This is a genomic window from Bacillus sp. E214 (genome assembly GCF_008087365.1).
Taxonomy (GTDB): domain Bacteria; phylum Bacillota; class Bacilli; order Bacillales; family Pradoshiaceae; genus Pradoshia.
Window position 1 is genome coordinate 365,726 of the sequence record NZ_VENN01000002.1, and the last position, 25,528, is coordinate 391,253.

28 protein-coding genes are annotated in these 25,528 nt (G+C 39.2%); 27 read left to right on the top strand and 1 reads right to left on the bottom strand.

Annotated features, from left to right (window positions below; all coding sequences use genetic code 11):
• Positions 1–4: 4 nt before the first annotated feature.
• The 10 genes from flgL to fliS (FHY47_RS11025) all read left to right on the top strand — a co-directional run bounded on the left by flgL (position 5) and on the right by fliS (FHY47_RS11025) (position 7,340).
• Positions 5–880 (top strand): flagellar hook-associated protein FlgL, encoded by an 876-nt coding sequence (flgL, locus tag FHY47_RS10985; RefSeq protein ID WP_148630606.1) that lies wholly within the window; start codon positions 5–7, stop codon positions 878–880.
• A gap of 195 nt (positions 881–1,075) precedes the next feature.
• On the top strand, positions 1,076–1,222 hold the full coding sequence (locus tag FHY47_RS19080) for a DUF6470 family protein (RefSeq protein ID WP_262366007.1): 147 nt from the start codon (positions 1,076–1,078) through the stop codon (positions 1,220–1,222).
• 13 nt (positions 1,223–1,235) lie between these two features.
• Complete coding sequence (fliW, locus tag FHY47_RS10990) at positions 1,236–1,676, top strand: flagellar assembly protein FliW (protein ID WP_139892169.1); 441 nt, start codon at positions 1,236–1,238, stop codon at positions 1,674–1,676.
• 3 nt (positions 1,677–1,679) lie between these two features.
• Positions 1,680–1,919 (top strand): carbon storage regulator CsrA, encoded by a 240-nt coding sequence (gene csrA, locus FHY47_RS10995; RefSeq protein WP_139892170.1) that lies wholly within the window; start codon positions 1,680–1,682, stop codon positions 1,917–1,919.
• Positions 1,920–2,043: 124 nt separating this feature from the next.
• Positions 2,044–2,871 (top strand): flagellin N-terminal helical domain-containing protein, encoded by an 828-nt coding sequence (locus tag FHY47_RS11000; protein ID WP_066106034.1) that lies wholly within the window; start codon positions 2,044–2,046, stop codon positions 2,869–2,871.
• Between the two features lie 305 nt (positions 2,872–3,176).
• The gene (locus FHY47_RS11005) at positions 3,177–3,341 is read left to right on the top strand and encodes a carbon storage regulator (RefSeq protein ID WP_066106037.1); all 165 of its coding nucleotides are present in this window, start codon (positions 3,177–3,179) and stop codon (positions 3,339–3,341) included.
• A 200-nt stretch (positions 3,342–3,541) separates the two neighbouring features.
• Positions 3,542–4,447 carry a flagellin Hag gene (gene hag / locus FHY47_RS11010; protein WP_148630608.1) on the top strand — a complete coding sequence of 302 codons (906 nt, stop codon included), beginning with the start codon at positions 3,542–3,544 and terminating at the stop codon, positions 4,445–4,447.
• Between the two features lie 130 nt (positions 4,448–4,577).
• The gene (gene flaG / locus FHY47_RS11015; protein ID WP_148630610.1) at positions 4,578–4,940 is read left to right on the top strand and encodes a flagellar protein FlaG; all 363 of its coding nucleotides are present in this window, start codon (positions 4,578–4,580) and stop codon (positions 4,938–4,940) included.
• Positions 4,941–4,952: 12 nt separating this feature from the next.
• Positions 4,953–6,917 carry a flagellar filament capping protein FliD gene (gene fliD / locus FHY47_RS11020; RefSeq protein ID WP_148630612.1) on the top strand — a complete coding sequence of 655 codons (1,965 nt, stop codon included), beginning with the start codon at positions 4,953–4,955 and terminating at the stop codon, positions 6,915–6,917.
• Between the two features lie 21 nt (positions 6,918–6,938).
• Positions 6,939–7,340, top strand: coding sequence for a flagellar export chaperone FliS (gene fliS, locus FHY47_RS11025; RefSeq protein ID WP_066106049.1), 402 nt, complete (start codon positions 6,939–6,941; stop codon positions 7,338–7,340).
• 65 nt (positions 7,341–7,405) lie between these two features.
• On the opposite strand, the gene FHY47_RS11030 is transcribed toward fliS (FHY47_RS11025), so the two are convergent.
• Positions 7,406–7,609: a hypothetical protein gene (locus FHY47_RS11030; RefSeq protein ID WP_148630614.1), complete on the bottom strand. Its 204-nt coding sequence runs from the start codon at positions 7,607–7,609 to the stop codon at positions 7,406–7,408.
• 236 nt (positions 7,610–7,845) lie between these two features.
• Between FHY47_RS11030 and FHY47_RS11035 the strand changes: the two genes are divergently transcribed.
• The 17 genes from FHY47_RS11035 to FHY47_RS11115 all read left to right on the top strand — a co-directional run bounded on the left by FHY47_RS11035 (position 7,846) and on the right by FHY47_RS11115 (position 25,524).
• Positions 7,846–10,062 (top strand): hypothetical protein, encoded by a 2,217-nt coding sequence (locus FHY47_RS11035; protein ID WP_148630616.1) that lies wholly within the window; start codon positions 7,846–7,848, stop codon positions 10,060–10,062.
• Positions 10,059–10,358, top strand: a complete 300-nt coding sequence (locus FHY47_RS11040) for an EscU/YscU/HrcU family type III secretion system export apparatus switch protein (protein WP_139892178.1) — start codon at positions 10,059–10,061, stop codon at positions 10,356–10,358. The genes FHY47_RS11035 and FHY47_RS11040 overlap by 4 nt, the downstream gene beginning before the upstream one ends.
• A gap of 42 nt (positions 10,359–10,400) precedes the next feature.
• Entirely contained in the window at positions 10,401–10,826 is a 426-nt protein-coding gene (gene fliS, locus FHY47_RS11045; RefSeq protein WP_148630618.1) for a flagellar export chaperone FliS, read from the top strand.
• Between the two features lie 20 nt (positions 10,827–10,846).
• On the top strand, positions 10,847–11,671 hold the full coding sequence (locus tag FHY47_RS11050) for a flagellin N-terminal helical domain-containing protein (protein WP_148630621.1): 825 nt from the start codon (positions 10,847–10,849) through the stop codon (positions 11,669–11,671).
• 18 nt (positions 11,672–11,689) lie between these two features.
• Positions 11,690–12,127 (top strand): YaaR family protein, encoded by a 438-nt coding sequence (locus tag FHY47_RS11055; protein WP_066106067.1) that lies wholly within the window; start codon positions 11,690–11,692, stop codon positions 12,125–12,127.
• Positions 12,128–12,195: 68 nt separating this feature from the next.
• The gene (fliT, locus tag FHY47_RS11060; RefSeq protein ID WP_066106070.1) at positions 12,196–12,549 is read left to right on the top strand and encodes a flagellar protein FliT; all 354 of its coding nucleotides are present in this window, start codon (positions 12,196–12,198) and stop codon (positions 12,547–12,549) included.
• A 180-nt stretch (positions 12,550–12,729) separates the two neighbouring features.
• Entirely contained in the window at positions 12,730–13,278 is a 549-nt protein-coding gene (hpf, locus tag FHY47_RS11065) for a ribosome hibernation-promoting factor, HPF/YfiA family (protein ID WP_066106072.1), read from the top strand.
• 443 nt (positions 13,279–13,721) lie between these two features.
• Positions 13,722–16,226 (top strand): preprotein translocase subunit SecA, encoded by a 2,505-nt coding sequence (gene secA, locus FHY47_RS11070; RefSeq protein WP_148630623.1) that lies wholly within the window; start codon positions 13,722–13,724, stop codon positions 16,224–16,226.
• Positions 16,227–16,383: 157 nt separating this feature from the next.
• Positions 16,384–17,485 (top strand): peptide chain release factor 2 gene (gene prfB, locus FHY47_RS11075; protein WP_139063848.1). Its coding sequence is split into 2 segments (ribosomal slippage): positions 16,384–16,455 and positions 16,457–17,485, totalling 1,101 coding nucleotides; the frame shifts between segments, so codons are not numbered across the junction.
• 153 nt (positions 17,486–17,638) lie between these two features.
• Positions 17,639–18,568: an ABC transporter ATP-binding protein gene (locus FHY47_RS11080; RefSeq protein ID WP_140461795.1), complete on the top strand. Its 930-nt coding sequence runs from the start codon at positions 17,639–17,641 to the stop codon at positions 18,566–18,568.
• Positions 18,565–19,515 carry an ABC transporter permease gene (locus FHY47_RS11085; protein WP_140461794.1) on the top strand — a complete coding sequence of 317 codons (951 nt, stop codon included), beginning with the start codon at positions 18,565–18,567 and terminating at the stop codon, positions 19,513–19,515. Before FHY47_RS11080 ends, FHY47_RS11085 begins: the two co-directional genes overlap by 4 nt.
• Positions 19,516–19,674: 159 nt before the next feature.
• Positions 19,675–20,544 carry a YitT family protein gene (locus FHY47_RS11090; protein ID WP_395940468.1) on the top strand — a complete coding sequence of 290 codons (870 nt, stop codon included), beginning with the start codon at positions 19,675–19,677 and terminating at the stop codon, positions 20,542–20,544.
• A 55-nt stretch (positions 20,545–20,599) separates the two neighbouring features.
• Positions 20,600–20,941 (top strand): c-type cytochrome, encoded by a 342-nt coding sequence (locus FHY47_RS11095; protein WP_148630625.1) that lies wholly within the window; start codon positions 20,600–20,602, stop codon positions 20,939–20,941.
• A gap of 343 nt (positions 20,942–21,284) precedes the next feature.
• Complete coding sequence (gene ftsE / locus FHY47_RS11100) at positions 21,285–21,971, top strand: cell division ATP-binding protein FtsE (protein WP_066106856.1); 687 nt, start codon at positions 21,285–21,287, stop codon at positions 21,969–21,971.
• Complete coding sequence (gene ftsX, locus FHY47_RS11105; protein ID WP_066106086.1) at positions 21,961–22,854, top strand: permease-like cell division protein FtsX; 894 nt, start codon at positions 21,961–21,963, stop codon at positions 22,852–22,854. Before ftsE ends, ftsX begins: the two co-directional genes overlap by 11 nt.
• Before the next feature lie 99 nt (positions 22,855–22,953).
• Positions 22,954–24,204 (top strand): murein hydrolase activator EnvC family protein, encoded by a 1,251-nt coding sequence (locus tag FHY47_RS19450; protein ID WP_066106090.1) that lies wholly within the window; start codon positions 22,954–22,956, stop codon positions 24,202–24,204.
• Positions 24,205–24,417: 213 nt separating this feature from the next.
• Positions 24,418–25,524, top strand: coding sequence for an AimR family lysis-lysogeny pheromone receptor (locus FHY47_RS11115; RefSeq protein ID WP_066106093.1), 1,107 nt, complete (start codon positions 24,418–24,420; stop codon positions 25,522–25,524).
• Positions 25,525–25,528 lie beyond the last annotated feature (4 nt).

Here is a 25,528-nt window from a genome sequence, read left to right on the forward strand (position 1 = left end):
AGGTATGAGAGTCACACAAAGTATGGTTGCAGCTAATTCTTTACGGAATATTAATAAGAGCTACGGATCGATGGCGCAGTATCTTGAACAGCTATCAACAGGTAAAAAGATTACAAAGGCCTCTGATGATCCAGTGATTGCCCAAAAGGGGATGTATTATCGGACAAGCCTCAATGAAGTAGAGCAATATAAGCGCAATTTATCAGAGCTATATCTTTGGATGGACAACTCAGAGGCTTCAATGGATCAGGGAAACAAAAGTTTTCAGCGTATCCGTGAATTGATGATCCAGGCAAAAAATGATACAAACGAAACGGCTGACCGGGAAGCCATCGCAAAGGAAATCGCTCAGCTGAAAGAGGACTTAGTATCCGTAGCGAATACGCAGGTTGCCGGCCGTTATATTTTTAATGGAACGAGTGTGAATGCAGCACCTGTTACCTCCGATGCAAATGGTGTCGTGGTCAATTCAGAGAATGATCCCTATCTGGTGGAAGTATCAAGAGGAATTCAATTGAAGGCAAATGCAGATCCTTCTCAGCTATTCAGTCAGGAATTATTTAATACAATCGGAGAGATTGAGAGCGAGTTATCAGCGGATGATATGGATCTTGATTCTTTACTCCAGAAATTCGATGGTTTGGTCACTGCCTTTTCAGCGGAACGCTCCGACCTTGGCGCCCGCTATAATCGCCTGGAGCTATTGGAATCCAGAATAGATAACCAGGAGGTATTGGCGAAAAAGGTACTGAGCGAAAATGAAGATGTAGACATGGAAAAGGTCTATACGGATTTTATTACGCAGGAAAGTGTGCACAGAGCTGCTTTACAAATGGGAGCGAGCATCATTCAGCCAAGCCTGGTTGATTTCTTACGATAAAAAAAGATGAGTTGACTCAAGAAGCGCCCAGTGGCCAATTGGGTCAACTCTTTTTGTATGTTTTGAGGAGGAGAGACTATCCATGCCCATTGCCCAATTACAAATGAACTCAACATCAGCGCAGCTCGGCTACCAGATCAAACGTATTAATCAATCGATTGAACAACAGATTGCAGATGTATCGATCGAACAGATATACAGCCTCAGAAGGTGAATATTCAGGTACGGACCCATCAGCCAACGATCAATTATATTCCAGGCAGTATAAGCTATTATATGAAACAATATCAATCTCTTGAATTTTTTATAGCTAATCAAAATCCATTTGAAATGAAACTATAGGGGTGAAGCTAACGTGAAGCTGACAACAAAATATCATGGTGAGCAAGTAATCGAAGAAAAAGATATCATTACCTTTGATGAAGGTATTCCCGGTTTTCCGAACGAACAGAAATTTGTGCTTCTTCTTTTAACAGATGATCAATCCTTCTTTGTACTTCAGTCTGTGAAGACACCGAATCTAGCATTTGTGGTTACAAGTCCATTCTTAACGTACCCTGATTATGAATTTAAATTAGATGATGAAATTGTGGAATCATTAGGAGTAACAGAGGAACATATTACGGTGTTTTCGATTGTGACGGCAAGGGATCCTTTCGAAGAGTCGACGATTAATCTTCAGGCTCCGCTTATTATTGATACGAAGAAGGGTAAAGGGAAACAAATCATTTTGAATCAAACAAACTATCAAACCAGAACACCTTTATTTCCAAAAGTAGAAAGCAAGGGGGAGTAAAGTATGCTTATTCTATCGAGGAAAAAAGATGAATCCATATTAGTAGGTTCCGATATTGAAATTACAGTTGTTTCTGTACAGGGCGATCAGGTAAAGCTTGGCATCAAAGCCCCAAAACAAGTCGACGTCTATCGAAAGGAACTATTTGAGGAAATCCAGCATGAAAATGTTGAAGCAGCGGAGATTACGGTTAATATTGGAGATTTGATTAATAACTCTAAAAATAGGACGAAAGACTCATAGAGAGCGATTGAAATCACCCGATACAAATAGTGTACAAGAGAAGGAAAGACGGCCGCTTTTCAACTCTTGTACATAAAAAGGACCACATGGACGTGATCCGTTAAATCAGGGAGGATTTTTTATTATGATTATTAATCACAATATCGCAGCAATCAATACGCACCGCCAATTTGGTGTAGCGAACAACGCACAATCCAGTTCAATGGAAAAATTGTCTTCAGGTCTTCGTATAAACCGTGCCGGAGATGACGCAGCTGGTCTATCTATTTCCGAAAAAATGCGAGGTCAAATCCGCGGATTAGAGCAATCTTCTCGTAACGCTCAAGATGGTATTTCTTTGATCCAAACAGCTGAAGGTGCTCTTAACGAGGTACATTCAATTACTCAACGTATGCGTGAATTGGCCGTGCAATCTGCGAACGATACTAACATTGCAGAAGACAGAGCAGCTTTGAAAGATGAGTTTGATGCCTTGGCTACAGAAGTTGGACGTATTAATACTGATACAGAATTCAATAAACAAAAATTACTTGATGGTACTGCTGGTAATGCAGGTGTTCTATCTATGCATGTTGGTGCGAATAAAGATCAAGTTATCCAAGTTGATTTAACTAGCGTGAAATTAGATGATATTCAAGCAGCAATTGCAGATGCTGATATCAGCAATCAAACTGGGGCAGAGGCAGCAATTGCTACTTTAGATGAGAATATTGCTAAGATTTCTACTGGACGTTCTAAGCTTGGTGCATACCAAAACCGATTAGAGCATTCTATTGCGAACTTGGACAATGCTGCAGAGAATTTGACAGCTGCTGAATCTCGTATTCGTGACGTGGATATGGCGAAAGAAATGATGGAGCAAACAAGATCATCCATTCTATCTCAAGCAGCTCAAGCAATGCTTGCGCAGGCTAACCAAACACCGCAAAATGTGCTTCAATTGCTACGTTAAATCTATCGAAATCGGAATTCTCTATGGGTTCCGATTTTTTTATTATAAAAAATGTTAAAATTTTATATTAAAACTATTAAATGTTAAAATAAGTTTCCGATATAGATTATGTAAGAGAAACAACCCGAAAAAATTTCATACTGAATACTCAGGACGAGTAAATATTTCTTATTGAATCTTCGCAGGACGCGAATGTGAGATAGGGGATGTTTACTTTTTTATGTGTACTAAAGCATAAGGAGGGTAATGTTCTCTATGGGGGTCTTACAAACTGATCACTTTTCTCAAGGAGGAGGACCACAACTATGCTAGTACTTGGTAGAAGACCTGGTGAATTTATAAAAATTGGTGATGACATCACTGTAAAGGTCGTTAAAAGTGAAGATGGACACCTTCGCTTAGCTATTGATGCCCCCAAACACGTAAAAATTACGCGTGGGGAACTATTAGATAACCAACAAAACAAATAGATACCTATTTGCTCATGGACGAGCGGTACTAAACTACGATGCAGGAAGCATCCTAGTTTCAGAACCGCCCGTCTTTTTTAATCTCGTTATTACTGGAACCCCCCATCCTAGGCAACGGGCCAGTTTCCATTAATATATAAATTTAAAATCTATCAGGTGGAAAAGGAAGTCCACCTACACATTCCAAGGAGGAAAATTAAATGATTATCAATCACAATATCACAGCATTAAACACACACCGTCAGTTAGGTGCAGCAACAAATGCACAAAGTAATTCTATGGAGAAATTATCTTCTGGGCAACGTATCAATAAAGCAGGCGATGATGCAGCAGGTTTGGCAATCTCTGAAAAAATGCGTGCACAAGTACGTGGTTTGGATATGGCATCAAAAAATGCACAAGATGGAATCTCTTTGATTTCAACTGCAGAAGGTGCATTGAATGAAACTCATGATATTCTACAACGTATGCGTGAGCTTGCTGTTCAATCAGCCAATGATACGAATACTGATATAGACCGTGGTGAATTGCAAAAAGAACTGGACCAGTTAGTGGAAGAAATCGATCGTATTGCAGGTAACACAGAATTTAATACTAAGAATCTTTTAGGTAAAAAAAATGATGAAGGAACTGCATTTACAGGAGAAGCACAAAAATTTACATTCCACATTGGTGCTAATGAAGGTCAGAGTATTGAGATATCAATCAACTCAATGGATTCAGGTAATATTGGTACTGATGCTGATACTAAATCGATTAGTTCATTGAAATCTGCTCCTGCAGGTGAAGGTACTGATGCTAAAGCAGGCGCACTTACAGAGCAAGGTACAGCAGATGCAGCTATTACTATTATTAATGATGCTATTGAAATGGTATCTACAGAACGTTCTAAATTAGGTGCTTCACAAAACCGTCTAGATCATACTATAAACAATTTGAACACTTCATCTGAAAACTTAACTGCTGCGGAATCTCGTATTCGTGACGTAGACATGGCAAAAGAAATGATGGAACAAACTAAAAACTCTATTCTTTCTCAAGCAGCACAAGCAATGTTAGCTCAAGCTAACCAACAGCCACAAAACGTACTTCAATTGTTACGTTAATCAATATTCGAGAGGGGCCTTTTCTGGTCTCTCTTTTTATTCTCCCCACTTTTCTCTTTCTCCCTCTTAAAACCTTTTCAATTCTACCGATATACCTAATAACAGTGAACTGAATAGTTGGAGGTGCGAGATGGTGAATGGTATTTCGGCTGATATTGGTCATTTGGCTCCACAGTCTTTTACTAAAAGTTCTGTTCCTATAAATGAGCAGGCTATGGTTCAGAACGTTATTCCTCAACAAGAACAGTCACCTATGACAGATGTACAAATGAAAGAGAAGCTTACAGAAACGATGGAAGCTATGAATAAATTTATAGGTCCGATGCATGCGTCTTTAAAATTCGAGCTTCACGAGGATCTAAATGAATATTATGTAACCGTGGTTGATGATGTAACAGGCAATGTGCTACGTGAAATTCCTCCAAAGAAGATGCTTGATATGTATGCAGCTATGGTAGAGAACATGGCTTTGTTTGTAGATAGAAAAGTTTAAGGATGTGAAAGAATGCGTATTTCCGGTTTAGCTAGTGGCATAGATACAGATACAATGGTTAAACAGCTAATGCAGGCTGAAAGAATCCCTTTAGATAAATTAAAACAAAATAAACAGACACTTGAGTGGAAACGTGATGATTACCGTTCTATCAATACACTGTTAACGAATTTTCGCCAAGATGTATTGAACATGAAGCTGAGTTCTTCCTATCGTTCCAGAACGACAAGCAGTACGAATGATGCAGCGGTTACAGCCACCGCAACATCTGGCGCGAGCGCAACCAGTTATCAATTATCCGATGTTAAGCTGGCCAAAGCGGCTTCTCTTACAACTAAAGTATTGTCCGGTACAAATCCTAAAATAGATTCCAGTAAACCCCTGGAGTCCATGTCGGGCAACTTTTCTTCAGCTATCGAATGGAAAACAGGTGTGGTAGAAACACAAAAGTTTACGGCCAACGGGTCACCCGTTGATCTTAAATTACCTGACACTGTAACTATTCAAAATGATCAAGTACAAATTAAAGTGGCAGGAAAAGTGTTGGAGCAATATTCGAAGGATGCCGATGGTAAGGACGTTAGAAATTATTCAATTGATAAAGGAATTATTACATTCGAAAATAATATACCTGCATCAGGGTCAGCCATCGAAGTAAACTATGTAACCAATAAAAAGGTAGAAAAAATCTCTATAGCTAAAGATGCCACAAGCTTTCAACTTTCTAAAGTAGCCATTAATGAAGGGTCTATGACCCTGAAAGTTGGGGGTAAATCTGTTACGGTTGACGAAAATGGAGACTTTAGTGTTGGTACTATATCTGGTACGGTAAATTTCAAAACAGGTAAGGTTGATCTTAAAACTGCTGCAAGTGAGGATATAGAAATAGAGGCTGAGTATACGAAAAAATATACTGCCATGAACATGAAGACTACAACCTCAAGTGGAGAGATGAGTGAAACATTCTTCATTACTTCTGATCAATCTCTGGATAACGTAATCAGTAAAGTGAATTCATCAAAGCTTGGATTAAACATGTTCTATGATTCATTTACAGACAAAATATCTATGACAAGAAAAGAAACAGGTACCTTTTCCACAGATTTGAAGGATATTCAAATAGATAATTCATCATTAGCTCAAGCCCTTCAATTGACTTCAGCTGATTACAAAGCCGGTTCCAATGCGTTATTAAAAATTAATGGTTTAGAGACTCAGCGGGCAAGTAACACATTCACTATGAATGGTGTCACATTCACGCTTAAGAGTGAATTTACTGAAGCGGTTACGGTTGGAATTAACAATGATACTACTAAAGTGTACGACAACATAAAGGGCTTTGTAGATAAATACAATGAATTAATTGCAACAATCCAAAGTAAGGTCAGCGAGGAACGTAACCGAAACTATTTACCTTTAACAGATGATGAACGTGATAGCTTGAGTGAAAAAGAGGTTGAGAAATGGGAAAATATTGCGAAGACAGGAATGCTGCGCAATGATTCTATTTTAAATGGAGCTTTAGATTCCATGCGGGGGAGCTTTTATAGCTCGGTTAATACATCAACAGGTATGTATTCATCCTTAAGCAGCATCGGAATCACGACAACCTCTGATTACATGGCAGGCGGTAAACTCGAAATCAATGAAACCAAATTAAAACAGGCTTTAGAGGATGATCCTGAAAGTGTAGAAGCTTTATTTGCTTCGGAGGATGGAATTCTATCAAAGCTGCAGAAAAATATATCTGCAGCTACTGACCAGCTGAAGGCAAGAGCGGGAACCTCATTGTCGACCAATGCTACGTTTACGATGGGAAGAGATTTAACCAATATTGATGATCGTATTAGTCGATTTGAGGACAGGCTAGTCCAGGTAGAGAATCGCTACTATAAACAATTCACTGCGATGGAAAAAGCAATTCAACAGGCAAACAGCCAATCAGGATATTTATCATCGATGTTTGCGACTGGTTAATAAAAAGGAGTGTACGTATAAATGGCAATACAAAATCCGTATCAGGCTTATCAAACGAATACTGTAACCACTGCTTCACCGGGAGAGTTAACGCTTATGCTGTATAATGGCTGCCTGAAATTTATTAAAGCCGCACGAGTTGCGATGGAGTCGAAGCAAATCCAGGCCAGACATGAGAATCTTCTAAAGGCGCAAAATATCATTAGTGAATTACGAATCACTTTAAATATGGATATGGCAATCTCTCAAAATATGATGGCGATGTATGATTATATCAACAGTCGGTTGATAGAGGCGAATACTAAAAATGATCCTGCTATGTTGGACGAGGCGGAGGAATTGGTTTTGGAGTTTCGTGATACATGGAAGCAGGCCATTCAACTCAATAGACGGAAGCAATATACCTCAGGAGGACATGCCTGATTCTAATAAAGAAGGGCTGAAAGATGAAGTAGATTGTTCATCTTTCGGCCCTTTTTCTTTCTATATTACTCTACTATATCTTGATCTTCTATATGAGTGATCCAAATATGATGCACACTATTAATAATACCAATCATGAGAATTTGCACAGATCCAAGAATGGCTAAGTTCAATCCTTGTAATCTTCCAGTTATGAAAGAATAGATGTTAAATATGATTAATACAACTAGTAAGCCATTCAGTATATGGATACTTTTACCCCTTTTCATTTCTCATCCTTCTTCCATTTTGATTAAAAACCCTTATGTGTTATTTATACCCATTATTGCCGATTATTTCTGTCATAGCAAGCGTTTTGTTGTATATTAAGAAATTTTTGTTCTTTTTAACGAATATTAGTGCTTAGGCAAACTAGGAAATTGTGTCTATTTCTTTATCACAAACTAATATTTGTAGGCAATTTACCGATAAAAAGAATAAGGAATTTGGACGGAGAGTGAACGCAATGCAGATTCAAGCAATCCATTCGGGGCATAGCTTAAACGGAAAAAGCAATCAATATTCAGTTGGACAGATTCAGTCTGTAACCATTAAAGAACGGGTATCCGCCAATACAGCTGTTGTTTCTTTAAAAGGTAAAGAGATGAGCATGACGTTTGAAAACGGAGTGCCGGCACAGAATAAGGCTCAAGTCGAGATTACGGGCATTGAAAATGACCAATTAACGGTTAAAACCCTTTCAACAAATCAGCCCGCAGCAGAAGGCCAGGCTCCTACCAAGGTTGAAGAAATTCTGAAAGCGGGCGGTGTTGATGCATCTAATAAAGACTTCCGTCAGGCTTTGCAAATTTTGCAGGAAAAAGGGTATCCGCTTTCTAAAGATAGTTTACAGACGATTCAGCGCTTTATGAACACAGAGGCGGGGACAGTGGAGCAAAAATTAGCTACCATTACGGCTTTGGCGGAACGTCAGTTAGAGGTACGCATGCCACAGTTGAAAGCAATTCACTCTGCCTTGCATGGTGAATCGATTGGGAAGATGGTCAGTGAGATTGGAAAAGAGCTTCCGGAGATTTCGAGGATTTCTACACCATCTATTCATCTGCCGATAACTACAATCCGCGATTTAAAATCAGCCATCATACACCAGCAGGATTCTGCCAAAATCACTGAACAGGTGATGAAATTTATAAAGGATTCACCAGATCTTTCTCAAGCTGAAAAGAGTGCCATCTTAAAATCTCTGCAGGCTGGTAAAGAAGCTTTACTTCAAACTCTTTCCCTCATTGATAAAAGCAAGGGAGCAGTCACTCCAGTGAATATGGAGGTTTCTGTTCATGGCAAGGAAGTAATGGATTTGATGAAAAGTGTTCAAAAGGATTCTTCCATGGCGATGGTATTTGCAAAAGCAACGGAATTTCTGAGTGGTGACTCTGCGAAACTATTTGAAGGTATTGAACGTCTGACAGGAGTGGTTGAAAAGGCAACAGAGCTTGTGTCCAAGGGTAGAGAATTATTAGCCCGCAAAGAACTAATGTCCGCTTTATCCACCCTGCAGGACGAAAACCCACAATTAATGGATGTAAAACCGGCCAACTCATTATCTGAATCTGAGCAGAATGCAATTAATCAGACTATCCAGGGTCTGAATCTCTCATCAAAAGATGTGATTGTTACTGAAATTAGTAAAAAGCTATCTCAGCTTACGATCGATTTTAAACATATAAAAAGAGAGATTACGAGAAACTTGGATCAGTCTATCAAAATGATGGAGCAAAAACAGCTCCAGGTTAAGCAGGTCTTGGAATCTACCATTAAGCAACTCGATCAAGCTATTTTAAAAGGTGAATTTATGCTTTATACCGATATGTCGACGGAGAAGAAGCTCCTGCAGGCTAGCAGCAGATTGCAGGAAGCAAAGAATTTGCTTATGAGTGGAAAGTTCCTTGAGGCGAATCAGATTGTGAAGGAAGTTAAAGCATCTGTAGAAGGTCTTTTGTTTAAACCGTCTGATGTTAAAGTTAAGCATTTTGTGGCAGGCATGACGAGTAATGTTGGTGAAGATGTATTTACTCAAGGTGCAAAGCCTGAGCAGTCTGGACGGAATGTGCTGGAGCTGATTCGAAAACTCGGGATGATGAATGAACAAGAGGTGGCGAAATCTGTTTTGAATGGAAAACAGCCGGAAATGCCGCAAACTGTAAAATCCTCTCTGCTTTCGATCTTGCAATCAGACCAGCTCAATCCAAAGCTGACTCAGCAGGTGGAACAGGCTGTTCAAAATCTAACCGGTCAGCAGCTTCTAGCTAAGCCTGACTCATCCGGTATGCAGAATCTGGCTATGCAGCTTCCACTTTTACTTCATAAGGAAGTTGAGAATGTAAAAGTATTTGTAAACTCTCAATCTGATAAGGATCAAATTGATTGGGAGAATTGCAGTCTTTACTTTGTGATGGAGACCAAGCGGCTTGGTGAGATTGGAATTTCGCTGACGGCGACCAATCGAAATTTGTTTCTAACCTTTAAAAGTGATAAGGAAGATTTGCAGCAATCCATGACTCGAATATCGGATTCATCGCTTGATCGGTTCAAGGAAATTGGTTATTCGATTGGCTCGGTTCAATTTAAACCGATGACCGTGGAAACGAAGAATTCAGAACGAGAGGCAAGTCCAACAGCCCAAACAGCCTTTACGAAAAAGGGGTATGACATAACGATATGAGACAGCAATATTTCAATCAAATGAACCGTAAAAAAATGAATGGACCGACCGCAGCTGTCATCAGGTACGATGAACAAAATGGAGAGGCACCGCAGCTAGTCGCTCAGGGAACTGGGGAAGTAGCCAGAAGGATTATTGAAACGGCTAAGAAAAATGATATTCACCTGCAGGAGGATGAGTCATTGGTCAGCCATCTTTTGGACATTGACCTTGGAGATTCGATTCCTCCGCAGCTTTATGCAGTGATTGCTGAAATCCTCCTTTTATTAGAAGAGCTCGATAAACAATATAACTAGCCCGTCGATATATAAAATAAGAGGATATGGAGGTTTTTGTGAATGGAATTTTTAACAGAGGAACTTATTGTGCAAAAATCATCTCAGGAATTAACGGCATTGCTGTATGAAGGACTATTAACCAATTTATATGAGGCCATTGATCAAATAGATGAGTCTAATTTATTCCAGGCTAATAAAAGCCTGCAAAGGGCCAGTGATATCGTTCATCGACTTGGTGTGGGACTTCGGTATGAAGCAGGCCCAATTACGGAGAATTTGGACACCCTCTATAATTTCCTGGCTGATGAGCTGATCCGGGTAAATCTAACTAAGAATACGGATAGCATTTCATTTCTGATCAAAATCGTTGAGACCCTATCCACTGCCTGGAATGATGCCATGCAACTGAAAAATAATGCAAAGGCTGATTCGTTAATTAAGATGGTATCGGCCTATGAAAATAACGTGATGAGGAAAAAATTCTAATAGAATGAGGGAGCATTTCCATGAAAATTAATCATAATATATCTGCCTTGAATGCCTATCGTAATCTATCAACTAATACAACCAATACAAATAAAAGCTTAGAAAAGCTATCATCTGGGCTTCGTATTAATAAAGCTTCGGATGATGCAGCGGGACTAGCTATTTCAGAGAAAATGCGTTCACAAATTCGCGGTCTAAATATGGCGGAACGAAATGCCCTTGATGGAGTTTCTCTCATTCAAACAGCAGAAGGCTCCTTGTCATCTGTCCATGAAATGCTGCAGCGTATGAGAGAGTTAACGGTTCAAAGCGCGAATGGGACGTATACGAATGAAGATCGTGAAGCCATCCAGGAAGAGTATAATCAGCTTACAGCAGAAATTGATCGTGTTAGTGAAACGACTGAGTTTAATAGTGCGAAGCTATTAGATGGAAGCCAATCTGAATTTAGTTTTCAAATAGGCGCTAATGCAGGCCAAACGATTGAGTTAACGATAAATAAAATGAATGCTGAAGAACTCGGATTAGGAACCGCAGCTGCACCATTAAATGTAAAAACAGCAGAGGCTGCGAATGCTGCTCTTTCAAAAATTGGTGCAGCGATCGCGGCCGTTTCTGCAGAGCGCTCCAACTTAGGTGCGATGCAGAATCGTCTGGAGCATACGATTACGAATTTACAAACAATGAGTGAAAACGTAACCTCTGCAGAATCACGGATTCGTGATGTAGATATGGCTCTTGAGATGACCGAGTTCACAAAGAATAATATTTTAAATCAGGCAGCACAGGCCATGTTAGCACAAGCCAACCAACTTCCACAGGGTGTGCTACAATTATTGAAGTAACAAAGTTGAGGTGATCTCATGGAGGTACAAAGAGTAGGCAGGACTGGTTTGCAAAAGGTTAGTTCTAAGGAAGAGGTAGCGAAGGATTCCATTGCCTTTAAAGAGGTTATGGGAACCAGGCGCAATGATTTGACTCTTGAGCGATTGACACGGAAAATGCAGGAGATTGAGGAGCAGGGCAAGAGGCTCGGTGAAACTCAGTCGGTTGATCATTTGCGAAAATATAAGAAGCTTGTGAAAGAATTTTTAGATGATGCCGTAAAAAATGGGCTGCAATTAGAGGAGCATCGCGGTTTTAATCATCGTGGATCAGCAAAGGTGTATAAGCTTGTAAAAGAAGTGGATAAAAAGCTGGTTGACCTCACAAATGCTGTCCTTGATAAGGAAGATAAACGTATACATTTATTAGGCATGATTGGCGAAATCCAAGGAATGCTCATTAATATTTATACGTAATGGGGGTTTGGCCTTGGCTTTTACCGAAGTCAGGGCTTTTTTAAATGAGAGACAGAGGAGCTCGGTTTATGATGAGTGCACTGCGGGAATATTTTCAGGTAACAAGGGAAGCGATAGAGGTATTAAGTGATTTGAGCTGGGAAAAAGACCGCGAGATCGCTATTTCTAGGCTGGATGAAATCATTCGTATTCGGGAAAGTCTGCAAAAAGATATACAGCCTCCTTTTACTGACGAGGAAAAAAAGCTTGGCGAGTTATGTGTGAAGCTGAATGAAGAACTGGCGAAAGCAATGGCCAAACGGAGAATGGAAGTGGCTCGGAACCTTAAAATGGTACGGGAGCAAAAGCAGCATAATCAAAAATATGCCAACCCCTATGAGGCGATTTTAACAGATGGAGTTTATTACGATAAGAGGAAATGATTACCTCAAATGAATTATCATGAGAAGTAGTGCTTTTTTGTTGTTGAATAGGGTATACTATATATGAATTCCTTGAAAATCCTGAATATTTAAACTTAAACAAATTGTCGATATAGGCAGGATTTTTAAAAGGGATTAGAGAATATTAATAGTTATAGAGTAGAAAAGGAGGACTCACTTATGAATTATAACATTCGTGGTGAAAACATTGAGGTAACTCCAGCAATCAGAGAATATGTAGAGAAAAAAATCGGAAAATTGGAAAGATATTTTACAGAAACACCTGATGCAAACGTACATGTCAATCTGAAGGTGTACAATGATAAAACAACAAAAGTTGAAATCACTATTCCGCTACCTAACCTAGTGCTACGTGCAGAGGAAACAAATACAGATATGTATGCAGGTATCGATTTAATTAACGATAAATTGGAAAGACAAATTCGTAAATATAAAACAAAAGTTAACCGTCGTTCTCGTGAAAGCGGTAAAGAGTTATTCACTTTTCCAGCTGGAGAAGTCGGTGTTGAGCAAGAAGAGGATGATAAATTAGAAGTTGTGCGTGTGAAACGCTTTGATCTTAAACCAATGGACAGCGAAGAAGCAATTCTTCAAATGGACATGCTAGGACACAATTTCTTCATCTATACTGATGCAGAAACTGACGGCACTCACATCGTTTACAAACGTAAAGATGGCAAATACGGCTTAATTGAAGCACAAAGCTAATTTTATACTTGATAATGGGCAGCTCCTGTAAGGGGGCTGCTTTTTCATTGAATGATCGTGATCAGAAAATGGGCATAAATCCATCTCGTTCAATCAAAACTTGAACTTATTGAAACCTCATCTATGGAGGCACCTAGTCTACTATGTTTGTGTATCAATTCTATTATAATTAGAAATCAGCCTAACCATTTATGAGGAAACCTCTCTTCAATATTTAAGCCCTTGATGCAATTTCTCTATCAAAATTTCAAAGCTCAGTTATGAACTTAAGTATATTTTGAGGTAAAATAACCCAAAAATATCATGTGTGTACACACTCCTTCTGTTGTTTTGTCCATTTGTAAGTGTTACTATTAATGTGAAATTTAAAAATATGAACGATTATTAATCTATATCATTCTAGGGCTAATGAACCCTGTACAGATAAGAGGAGAGACTGCTTAATGGGGATTTTGAATAAATTGTTTGACCCTAATAAATCTGAGCTTAAACGCCTGAATAAGGCTGCAAATAAAATAGAAGCTTTGGCATCTGCCATGGAAGCTTTGTCTGATGAAGAACTGTCTGCTAAAACAACAGAATTTCAAGAACGTTACGCGGGTGGAGAGAAACTCGATGATATACTGCCTGAGGCATTTGCAGTAGTCAGAGAAGCATCACGCCGTGTCCTTGGCATGTATCCTTTCCAGGTTCAATTAATGGGGGGTATCGCCCTTCATGAAGGTAATATTTCTGAGATGAAAACAGGGGAAGGTAAAACATTGACCTCCACTATGCCTGTTTACTTAAATGCGATTACTGGTAAAGGTGTTCATGTCATTACAGTCAATGAATACTTAGCAAGCCGTGACGCCACTGAAATGGGGCAATTATTTAACTTCCTTGGGCTTTCAGTCGGCTTGAATCTTACTGGAATGAGCCGTGAAGAGAAACAGGAAGCGTATAATGCCGATATTACCTATGGTACAAATAACGAGTTTGGGTTTGATTATTTACGTGACAATATGGTGCTGTATAAGGAACAGATGGTACAGCGTCCGCTTCATTATGCTGTAATAGATGAGGTTGACTCCATCCTGATTGATGAAGCACGTACGCCATTGATTATCTCTGGTTCCGCTCAAAAATCAACTCAGCTTTATATACAGGCAAATGCTTTTGTCCGTACTTTATCAAAAGAAAGAGATTACACATACGACGAAAAGACAAAAGGTGTTCAGCTAACTGAAGAAGGAATGAGCCGTGCTGAAAAAGCATTTGGCATTGATAATTTATTCGATATTAGCCATGTTGCCTTGAACCATCATATTAACCAGGCGTTAAAAGCGCATGTTTCCATGCATTTGGATGTGGATTATGTGGTTCAGGATGGCGAGATTGTCATCGTTGACCAATTTACCGGCCGTCTAATGAAAGGACGCCGTTATAGTGATGGCTTGCATCAGGCGATCGAAGCGAAAGAAAACCTCGATATCCAGAATGAAAGCATGACGCTTGCGACGATTACGTTCCAAAACTACTTCCGTATGTATGAAAAGCTTGCCGGTATGACTGGTACAGCGAAAACAGAGGAAGAGGAATTCCGTAATATTTATAATATGAATGTTATTGCGATTCCAACGAACCGCGACATCGTGCGTGATGACCGTGCAGATTTGATTTTTGCCTCTATGGAAGGGAAATTCAAAGCGGTCGTTGAGGATATCGCTGAACGCCATGCGAAGGGTCAGCCAGTATTGGTTGGTACAGTAGCGATTGAAACGAGTGAATATGTATCTGAATTATTGAAGAAAAAAGGAATTCCGCATAGTGTCCTGAATGCGAAGCAGCATGAACGCGAAGGAAATATCATCCTTGATGCCGGTCAGCCAGGTGCCGTAACAATTGCTACGAATATGGCGGGCCGTGGTACAGATATCAAGCTTGGTGAAGGTGTGAAGGAAGTCGGCGGTCTTGCCGTTATTGGTACGGAGCGCCATGAAAGCCGCCGTATTGATAATCAGCTGCGTGGACGTTCCGGTCGTCAGGGAGACCCTGGGGTTACACAATTCTATCTTTCATTAGAGGATGAATTGATGCGCCGTTTTGGATCTGACAATATTAAGAGCATGATGTCCCGTCTCGGTATGGAGGATGACCAACCGATTCAAAGTAAAATGGTATCTAAAGCCGTTGAATCTGCGCAAAAACGAGTTGAAGGTAATAACTATGATGCCCGTAAACAATTGCTTGAATATGATGATGTACTTCGTCAACAACGTGAGATTATTTATAAGCAGCGTTTTGATGTACTATCAAGTGAGAATCTGCGTGAAATCGTAGAGACTATGATTCGTTCCTCTCTGCAGCGCAATGTCTATGCCTTTGCGCCTGATGTGGAAAGCGAAGAGTGGAATATTGAAGGATTGCTTGATTATGTCTATGCCAACCTTCTGCCTGAAGGTACTTTTAATGCTGAGGAATTAAAAGAGCTTGATGGGGAAGAATTGATTGAATTAATTTATGGCAAAATCATTGAAAAATACAATGAGAAGGAAGAAGAGCTTTCTTCTGAGCAAATGCGTGAGTTTGAAAAGGTAATTGTATTGCGTGCGGTTGATAGCAAGTGGATGGATCACATTGATACAATGGAACAATTGAGACAAGGTATTCATTTACGTGCCTATGCTCAAATCAATCCGCTCAATGAATATCAGCAAGAAGGCTTTGCGATGTTCGAAGCCATGGTTTCTGCGATTGAGGATGATGTGGCTAAATACATCATGAAAGCTGAGATCCGCAATAATCTAGAGCGTGAAGAGGTTGTGAAAGGACAGGCTGTTAATCCGAAGGGTGATGAAGGAGAGACAGTCAAGAAGAAACCGAAACGTAATGAAGAATCCGTTGGACGAAATGCTCCATGTCCATGCGGTAGCGGTAAGAAATATAAGAATTGCCATGGAAGATAAATAAGACATGTCAGTATCTTTAGATGACGTTGACGCGTATAATAAGATATGTTAAATAAAGAGGGACGGCTAAAGGATAGGCCGGCTCTCTTTTTCCTGAAAAGGAGATTTAAATTGTGAGTAACAAGCTTTGTAAAAATAGATGAGGTGAACGTAAATGGAAATAGCAGAAATTCGTAACGAGTTAGAAAAAACAGCCACACGTTTGGCGGACTTTAGGGGGTCTCTTTGACTTAGAAGAAAAAGAAGCCCGTATTATGGAATTGGACGAGATCATGTCCGAACCATCATTTTGGAATGACCAAGCGAAAGCGCAGGGAATTATTAACGAGGCAAATGGCTTGAAGGATCAAGTGGGCGAATTTAATGCATTAAATGAGTCATACGAGAATTTGGATTTGACCTTTGAATTAATTAAGGAAGAGCCAGATGTAGATCTCCAGGAAGAACTGGAGAGCGAGCTTATGGAACTATCCGAGAGATTGAATGCGTTTGAGCTTCAGCTGTTATTGAGTGAAGAATATGACAAGAATAATGCCATTTTAGAGCTTCATCCAGGTGCAGGCGGAACGGAATCTCAGGATTGGGCATCCTTACTGCTGCGTATGTATACAAGATGGGCTGAAAAGAAAGGCTTCAAGGTAGAAACACTTGATTATCTTCCTGGTGATGAAGCTGGAGTTAAAAGCGTAACGCTAGGCATTCGAGGCCACAATGCGTATGGCTATTTGAAGGCAGAAAAAGGCGTACACCGCCTAGTACGTATCTCGCCGTTTGACTCCTCAGGACGTCGTCATACCTCTTTCGTTTCCTGTGAGGTAATGCCTGAATTCAATGATGAGATTAATATCGAAATTCGTACAGAGGATTTGAAAATTGATACGTATCGTGCGAGCGGTGCCGGTGGTCAGCATATCAATACAACAGATTCTGCCGTTCGGATCACTCATTTACCAACGAATACAGTGGTCAGCTGCCAAACTGAGCGCTCCCAAATCAAGAACCGTGAAACAGCTATGAAAATGCTGAAATCCAAGCTTTATCAACTGGAAATCGAGCAACAAGAAGCTGAATTGGCAGAAATTCGTGGAGAACAAAAGGAAATTGGCTGGGGAAGTCAAATCCGTTCCTATGTATTCCATCCATATTCCATGGTTAAGGACCACCGTACAAATGCAGAAACCGGGAATATTCAGGCTGTCATGGATGGAGATTTAGATATGTTCATCGATGCTTATTTACGTTCAAAATTATCCTAATTCATATAGAATTTTTAAAGGATCAGCTAAGATATAGCTGGTCTTTTTTTTTTTTTTTTTGGTTAATTTTTTAATTATTTTGTAATTTCTGTAACTTTTATCCGTTTTATACGGTATTATTAATAGGTGTAATTTTTGAAAGGACGGGATGGTATGAATGAAACGGCTCTTGAAGTGAAGTCATTAACGAAAAAGATTGGCAGCACTGTTATTGTCAATGATGTTAGTTTCAGCGTTAAAAAGGGTGAAATTTTTGGACTGCTTGGTCCGAATGGTGCTGGTAAGACAACGATTATCAGAATGATTGCCAGTCTAATTAATCGTACGAACGGCCAGGTTCTTATTAATGGCCATGATCTGGATAGGGATTTTGAAGGGGCAATGCATGATTTAGGGGCAATTGTAGAGAATCCGGAGTTTTACAAATATATGACCGGCCGAAAGAATATGATCCATTATGCCCGAATGGCCAAAGAAAAGATTAAAAAAGAGCGGATTGATGAAGTTGCTCGCTTGGTAAAGCTTGACCATGCGATGGACAAGAAGGTAAAGACCTATTCGCTGGGAATGAGACAGCGTCTTGGGGTTGCGCAGGCTGTGCTGCATCGTCCTCAGTTATTAATCCTCGATGAACCAACAAACGGATTGGACCCACAAGGAATACGAGAATTCCGTGATTATTTACATCAATTAGCCAATGAAGGAATAGGTGTGCTAATTTCCTCTCATTTATTATCCGAGATGCAATTAATGTGTGATCGTTTTGCCGTTATTGAGAAAGGAAAGCTCATACATATAGAAAACAATATTATAGAGGAAAAAGAGGAAGATTTAAGAGAAGTGGTTTTCTCCATCAATAATGTATTGGCAGCAGTCAATGTAATTAAAGAGCAATTTTCAAGTCTGAATATTGTAAAGCAGGATAAAAAGATGATTACCCTCCAGGCAACACGCGAAGATATTGCCAAAGTAAATCGACAGTTAAATGAAGCAGAAGTAGATGTTTATGAAATTAATGTTGTGAAGAAAACGCTTGAAGATCGATTCTTCGAGATTACAGAGCAAGAGGAGGTGCGAGTATGATTTCATTGATTAAAAATGAATGGATGAAAATTTTCTCTAAAATGTCTTCGTATATATTTATCGGCTTTTTGCTAGTTGCTCTAGTAGGGAGTGCTATTCTAGTAAAGACCATGAATAATGCAGATGATTGGAAAGTGAAGGAAGAGAATAACATACAGTCCCAGCAAGCTGTTTTGGATGATCCGAAGACGTCTGAGGAAGAAAAAGAGTGGATTCAAGAAGATATTGCCCGAAGTCAGAAATTATTGGATACTGGTATCAATCCTAACCAAGAAACAAGTTGGACCTTTATGGTCAATTGGGTTACGTCAATCGCATCTTTTGTGACCTTATTTGCTGTTATTATCTGCAGCGCCTCAGTGTCCGCGGAGTTCTCTGATGGAACAATTAAGCAATTATTAATTCGTCCGCATCGGCGCTGGAAAGTTCTTCTCTCGAAATATATAACAACTTTATTATATGCAGCTACAATGGTGGTTGTATTAAGTGTTGCAGGATACCTTGTCGGGTTAATTTTCTTTGGTTCAGCATCATTCACAGATAAGATGATCGACCCTACAAGTTTTGACGAAGTGATAACATTAGAAGCAGGCCCATACTTTTTTGAGCTTATGCTATATTGGGTTCCAGGCTTCCTCATCATTATTACGATGGCTTTTATGTTGAGCACTTTGTTTAAAAGCCAGGCAATCGCAGTCGGTATTTCTGTTTTCATCTTGTTTGCTTCTTCAACCTTAAATATGTTAATCACCTCCCTTGTTGAACGATATGAATGGTTAAAATTTGTTTTGTTCCCTCACATAGATTTGAGAAGATATATTATGGAAAGTGCGCCTATGTTTGAGGGAGCGACGGTAGGTCTCTCACTCGGTGTGTTGGCTGCTTACTATGTACTGTTTATCGCGATAACCTTTATTGTTTTCAATAAGAAAGATATTTCGATTTAATCTACAATAGGTGCCCTTTATAGGGTGCCTTTTTCTTTGCCATTTGGCGCGGTTATTGTCTGACTTTTTCATCTTTTATTGCCTTTCATTGTTTCATGTCGGAATTTCGTATAGAATGAATATACTTTATTAAATGTTTAGACGGAGGCTTTTGCAATTGTGAAGAAAAAAAGAAACGCACAGAAGGAATCGCATCCTTACTTCAATCTAATTAAGGATTATTTATATGTTCTGATCGGCTCTGCCATTGTGGCCATCTCCTTTAATATGTTTTTATTGCCGACAAAAGTTGCATCCGGTGGGGTCAGCGGAATCAGTACGATTACGTATAATGTATTCGGATGGGAGCCGGCCTTTGTACAATGGGCCTTTAATATTCCGCTATTTATAGCTGGGGTTATTCTGCTTGGTACGCATTTTGGAATTAAAACAGCTGTAGGAACGATCTTTTTCCCATTCGTTGTTTTCCTGACGAGTAACTGGTCTCCATGGACTCAGGATCCTTTATTGGGAGCTTTATTTGGTGGGATTGGTGTTGGATTGGGACTTGGGATAGTATTCCTTGGAAAAGCTTCAACCGGCGGTACCGATTTAGCGGCGCAAATTGTTAATAAATATACCGGGCTTTCTTTAGGAACCTGTGTTGCCGCCATTGATGGTTTAATCGTACTGGCTGCTTGTCTTGTATTTGATATCGAGCAAGGTCTATATGCATTGATTGGGCTATATGTAACGAGCAAAACTATTGATTTAGTCCAAGTCGGCATTAATCGCTCTAAAACGGTTATGATTATTACCAATCATGAAACAGAAGTAAGACGAGCTATTTTGGAAGAAGTGGATCGCGGGGTTACAAGAATATCTGCCCATGGCGGTTATACAGAGAGTGAACGTCCAGTATTAATGTGTGTAATCGATCAAACTGATTTCACAAAACTGAAACAAGTAGTTCAACGTATTGATGACCAGGCATTTGTCGTCGTGATGGATGCTGCCGAGGTACTTGGAGAGGGTTTTAAAAAAGCCTAGATACAGCTAAAATAAGGGCATACAAACGTTTTCCTAATATTGGGAGGGGACTTCCTTGAAGAACTATTTGCATTTTGGCATAGCAGTTGTTATCATTGCCCTTGTTGGTTGTACAACTCATTCGGGTACTGAGAAAAATGAAACAGCCTCATCCACTCCGATTTCGATTGCTAATGATGGAAGTGAAGCGGCAAAGATTTATGAACAAAAATGTTCAAATTGCCATGGAGACACACTTGAAGGCCGAATTGGTCCTGGGTTGGTTTCTGTAGGTGAAAAATTATCCGTGCAAGAAATTGAAGCAATCATTAATGATGGGGCACCTGCCATGCCAGGCGATTTGATTGCAGAGGATGATGCTAAAAAAGTGGCTGAATGGCTTAGCAATAAGCAGTGAAGTATTTTAATAGAATTTACCAAACCGGAGGAGATTATCTTACCGGTTTCTGTTTGTCCTTTAATTAATTGAATAGGTTAAATGACCTCTTCTTTAAGATTGCAACTTGAGTACATTGAACCACAGGCATAGTTAATACTATATTTACGGTATCTGACAAAAAAGGTAATAGAGTTGAAATATAAATGTAATATAAACGTGGTTTTTCTGACATTTTATGATGTTATAATAAAATCGTGACAAAAGATGGATTTTTCCATCATAAAACAAGAAATAACGACACCTGTCGATAAAGCATAGAGGTACTATACACAACATGAAGGTAGAAAAAGGTGAAAACGACATGATAGAAATGATTAATGTTCAAAAGACATATCCTAATGGCGTTTCAGCAGTCAAGGGCCTAAATGTAAAAATCAAATCAGGAGAATTTGTTTACGTTGTTGGGCCAAGTGGCGCAGGGAAGTCTACATTTATTAAGATGATGTACCGCGAAGAAAAACCGACAAGTGGTACGATCATGATCAATGGCAGGAATATTGCCAATATCAAAAACTCGAAGGTGCCTCTTTTAAGAAGAGATATCGGGGTAATTTTCCAGGATTATAAACTGTTGAATAATCTTACAGTCTATGAAAATGTAGCCTTTGCTCTGGAAGTAACAGAGGAAAGACCACAGGTCATTAAGCAAAAGGTTATGGACGTGCTTGATTTAGTTGGTTTAAAGCATAAGGTTCGTATGATTCCAACTGAATTGTCCGGTGGAGAACAACAAAGGGTAGCGATTGCCCGATCCATCGTTCGCTCGCCTAAGCTGGTAATTGCAGATGAGCCGACTGGTAACCTGGATCCAGAAACATCATGGGAAATCATGAAGATTTTCGAAGAAATCAATAGTCTCGGTACAACAGTTGTGATGGCAACGCATAATAAAGAGATTGTTAATACACTACAACATAGAGTTATTGCGATAGAGAATGGATACATCGTGCGTGATGAACAGAAGGGGGAATATGGCTATGAACTTTAGAACCTTCCTCCGACATATAAAAGAAAGCTTCAAAAATATTGGCAGAAACGGCTGGATGACATTTGCTTCTGTCAGCGCCGTAACAGTTACACTATCTTTAGTTGGTGTATTTGTTGTTATTATGATGAACTTAAATAACTTTGCCAGCAGCATTGAGAGTGATGTTGAAGTACGTGTCCATGTGGATCGCACTGCTACTGAAGAACAAAGGATTCAACTTGAGAGTAATCTAGAAAAATTAGGGGAAGTAGATTCTATTACTTTTTCCCCGAAAGAAGATGAATTAAACAACCTGATTGAAAATATGGGTGATCAGGGAAGTGCCTTTGAACTCTTTGAGCAGGACAATCCTCTGAACGATGTATATATCATCAAAACATATCGCCCTGACGATGTCGCAAAGGTTGCGGAAGAAGCAGGAAAAATGGATTATGTTGAAACTGTCAAATACGGACAAGGCTTCGTTGAAAAAATGTTTAAAATAGTCGATACATCACGGAATGTAGGGATTGTTTTAATCGCAGCCTTGTTATTTACGGCGATGTTCTTGATATCCAATACGATTAAAATTACCATCTTCGCAAGAAGACGTGAAATTGAAATTATGAGATTAGTAGGTGCCACAAATGGATTTATCCGTTGGCCGTTTTTCCTTGAAGGATTATGGCTCGGCATCATGGGATCTATTATTCCAATAGCGATTATTGCTGTAGGGTATAAGTTCCTTTACGATAATTTTGCATTAGGTTTAACCATTGATTACATGAGCCTACTTCCATACAATCCATTTATCATTCAGGTCTCCCTATTGATTGTCCTGTTTGGAGCTTTGATTGGTATTTGGGGAAGTTTAATGTCGGTTCGTAAGTTTTTGAAAATATAACCATCTAAATTTCAAACATTATCAATTGTGCCCCTTGTAACAAAGGGGCCTACATAGAATAGACAGATTGTGTTACCTAGTATGAAAGGGGAAAGTCACGTGAAGAAGACCATTGTTGCATTAAACACAGCGCTAGTGCTGGGTTTTGCTGGCCTCTTTGGAGGCAGTGTTCAAGCAGCATCCATTGATTCTTTACAACAAAAGAAGAATAACATCCAAGAAAAGAAATCAGCTGTTGAAACAGATATCTCAGAAGCAAACGGTAAAATCAATCAGATTGAATCTCAAAAAGCTGAAGTAAAAGCAGAACTTAATAAATTACAAAAATCAATAACTGAAACACAAGAGAAAATTAAAGAGAAAAATAGCCAAATTACTTCAACACAAGAGAAAGTTACAAGTTTAAAAGAAAGCATTAAAGAAATTGAGGCCAGAATTGAAACTCGCAATGAGATTTTAAAAGAACGGGCTCGCTCCTACCAGCAAAATGGTGGAGGAGTGAATTATTTAGAGGTTGTTTTTGGAGCCAGCAGTTTTGGTGAATTTGTTGAACGTGTAGGTGCTGTATCCACTATTATGCAAGCGGATAAGGATATCTTAACGGAACAAGAAAATGATAAAGCTGACTTGGTTGCAAAAAAAGAAGAAGTTGAAGATAAGCTCAATAAATTAAATGCAATGAAACAAGAGCTGGTAACTATAAATGAAAAGCTTGATGGCCAGAAGGTCGAAAAAAATAAATTAATGGCTATTCTAAAATCCGAACAGGCTGAACTTGAAGAAGAAAAACTAAGCCTGGAGGAGGAAAAGCAATTATTGGCGAGTCAAGCAGAAGCTGTGAAAAAAGCCATTCAACAAGAAAAGGACCGTCAGGCAGAAGAAGCTAAAAAGGTTTCTGCAAGCACAGGCGGGGGAAATGGTAATACAGTATCTGCGCCGGCCATTACGTCCGGTAAATTTATGCGCCCTGCAGCAGGATATGTATCCTCAGGATTTGGCGGAAGATGGGGAAGAAACCATAATGGGATTGATATTGCCAAGTCAGGTACAGTTCCAGTCGTAGCTTCGGCAGCCGGTGTCGTAACAAGGTCAAATTTTTCAAGTTCCTATGGGAATGTTATCTACCTGTCGCACTATATAGATGGACAAGTTTATACAACAGTCTATGCCCATTTGAGATCAAGAAATGTTTCTGAGGGTCAAACAGTAAGTAAGGGCCAACAAATCGGAATCATGGGAAATACGGGTCGCTCATTTGGACAGCATTTACATTTTGAATTATACGTAGGTGAATGGACTGCTTCTAAAAAGAATGCTGTAGATCCATTGAAATATTTAAGTGGTATGTAAGTTGAAAGATGCACGTAACGCAGTTCTATATTGAACTGCGTTTTTTTATTCATGGGGTAAATGTGAATATGCTAGCAAAGAAACCCGAAATATGTCGGTTTACCTACTATTTTGGTGGATAAATAAAGTGTACTATTTAGACAACGCCTGCTAAAATTTGTATTATGGTATAAAATTTTACAAATAGTGAGGTGTGGCATGGAGGGTGTTATTTTGAAGGATTATCTGATCAAGGACGATCAACAGTTTACTGATTTTATCAGTAAACAAAAAGAACTCTATGATCCTACACAAATCGATTTACATAGTATTATATTTTCACTGAATGATTTATTTCCTAATAACTATGAAAAACAGAAATATTTTCTGAAGGAATATTATATCAATTGCAGAGATGCTATAAAACCTCACATTTTAATGGAATACTTTACGATGCAGGGGGATACGAAAGAAGTAGAATCCCTCCTTCAAACTGAGAGAGAATTCGACAGTCCGGAGATGAGGACATGGCTCTCAATCTATTCCATCCTAAGTAAGCGAAGAGATGGTCTTTTAACTGGTACGGATTTAATTGATGCCATTTTTAAGGTGAAGAATACGAGTAATGAAACGCTTATTCTTTCATTAATTATTCATCTATATGGAATCAGCGAAACAGGCCTATATGAACCTTTTCATAAGGTCAGGCGTGTTATCGTACCAATGGTTGAATTAATGGATAATGATTTCCTGCGTGAATCATATTCAATCCGTTTGGCTGAGATGGAAGTTCTCACCTACCTGTATATGAATAAAATTGATCTCTGCAGAGAAAAATGCATGAAAGTGATTGAAAGACGCGAATTGGAAGTATATTTTCCTGTTATCTATTCCGTTTTCTATCACACATTGGGTCAATCCTTTATGTTTGAAAATTATCAGGTGGCAAAATACTGGCTAAATAAATCAATGGCTACTTTAAGTTCCCTGCCAGCCGATATACAATCCAAAAGGATGAGTTTTTTAATAAATACTATAGAGTTTTTGAACTCTTTTTGGGGAGTCGATACTGACTCAATACCAAAGGATGAAGCAGAAAAAGCCCATCGCTATCTTGTAACAGGACGAACAGAAGAGGCTTTGCATATATTAGATAATCTGAAAAAAGAGAATGGGTATTTAACTTCGTATCAGCTGTTTTTTTATAGCATCGCAACTGATAATGAAAAATTAATGCAAGTTGCCAGAGATGTTTTTACATCAAACTCAAACTTTTTTTATCTTCAACTATTGAACTCCGAGAATGTACATAGATACAAAGCAAGATTGGGAGGTGAATAGGTTT

What these genes read in the sequence shown, in the direction of transcription:
- FHY47_RS11030 (WP_148630614.1), bottom strand. Translation starts at nt 7,609, where the DNA reads ATGAAAAGGGGTAAAAGTATCCATATACTGAATGGCTTACTAGTTGTA.
- secA (WP_148630623.1), top strand. Translation starts at nt 13,722, where the DNA reads ATGGGGATTTTGAATAAATTGTTTGACCCTAATAAATCTGAGCTTAAA.
- FHY47_RS11080 (WP_140461795.1), top strand. Translation starts at nt 17,639, where the DNA reads ATGAATGAAACGGCTCTTGAAGTGAAGTCATTAACGAAAAAGATTGGC.
- fliD (WP_148630612.1), top strand. Translation starts at nt 4,953, where the DNA reads ATGCGTATTTCCGGTTTAGCTAGTGGCATAGATACAGATACAATGGTT.
- hpf (WP_066106072.1), top strand. Translation starts at nt 12,730, where the DNA reads ATGAATTATAACATTCGTGGTGAAAACATTGAGGTAACTCCAGCAATC.
- flgL (WP_148630606.1), top strand. Translation starts at nt 5, where the DNA reads ATGAGAGTCACACAAAGTATGGTTGCAGCTAATTCTTTACGGAATATT.
- hag (WP_148630608.1), top strand. Translation starts at nt 3,542, where the DNA reads ATGATTATCAATCACAATATCACAGCATTAAACACACACCGTCAGTTA.
- ftsE (WP_066106856.1), top strand. Translation starts at nt 21,285, where the DNA reads ATGATAGAAATGATTAATGTTCAAAAGACATATCCTAATGGCGTTTCA.
- ftsX (WP_066106086.1), top strand. Translation starts at nt 21,961, where the DNA reads ATGAACTTTAGAACCTTCCTCCGACATATAAAAGAAAGCTTCAAAAAT.
- FHY47_RS11085 (WP_140461794.1), top strand. Translation starts at nt 18,565, where the DNA reads ATGATTTCATTGATTAAAAATGAATGGATGAAAATTTTCTCTAAAATG.
- fliS (WP_148630618.1), top strand. Translation starts at nt 10,401, where the DNA reads ATGGAATTTTTAACAGAGGAACTTATTGTGCAAAAATCATCTCAGGAA.
- flaG (WP_148630610.1), top strand. Translation starts at nt 4,578, where the DNA reads ATGGTGAATGGTATTTCGGCTGATATTGGTCATTTGGCTCCACAGTCT.
- csrA (WP_139892170.1), top strand. Translation starts at nt 1,680, where the DNA reads ATGCTTATTCTATCGAGGAAAAAAGATGAATCCATATTAGTAGGTTCC.
- FHY47_RS11005 (WP_066106037.1), top strand. Translation starts at nt 3,177, where the DNA reads ATGCTAGTACTTGGTAGAAGACCTGGTGAATTTATAAAAATTGGTGAT.
- FHY47_RS11000 (WP_066106034.1), top strand. Translation starts at nt 2,044, where the DNA reads ATGATTATTAATCACAATATCGCAGCAATCAATACGCACCGCCAATTT.
- FHY47_RS11055 (WP_066106067.1), top strand. Translation starts at nt 11,690, where the DNA reads ATGGAGGTACAAAGAGTAGGCAGGACTGGTTTGCAAAAGGTTAGTTCT.
- FHY47_RS11050 (WP_148630621.1), top strand. Translation starts at nt 10,847, where the DNA reads ATGAAAATTAATCATAATATATCTGCCTTGAATGCCTATCGTAATCTA.
- FHY47_RS11040 (WP_139892178.1), top strand. Translation starts at nt 10,059, where the DNA reads ATGAGACAGCAATATTTCAATCAAATGAACCGTAAAAAAATGAATGGA.
- FHY47_RS11035 (WP_148630616.1), top strand. Translation starts at nt 7,846, where the DNA reads ATGCAGATTCAAGCAATCCATTCGGGGCATAGCTTAAACGGAAAAAGC.
- fliT (WP_066106070.1), top strand. Translation starts at nt 12,196, where the DNA reads ATGATGAGTGCACTGCGGGAATATTTTCAGGTAACAAGGGAAGCGATA.
- fliS (WP_066106049.1), top strand. Translation starts at nt 6,939, where the DNA reads ATGGCAATACAAAATCCGTATCAGGCTTATCAAACGAATACTGTAACC.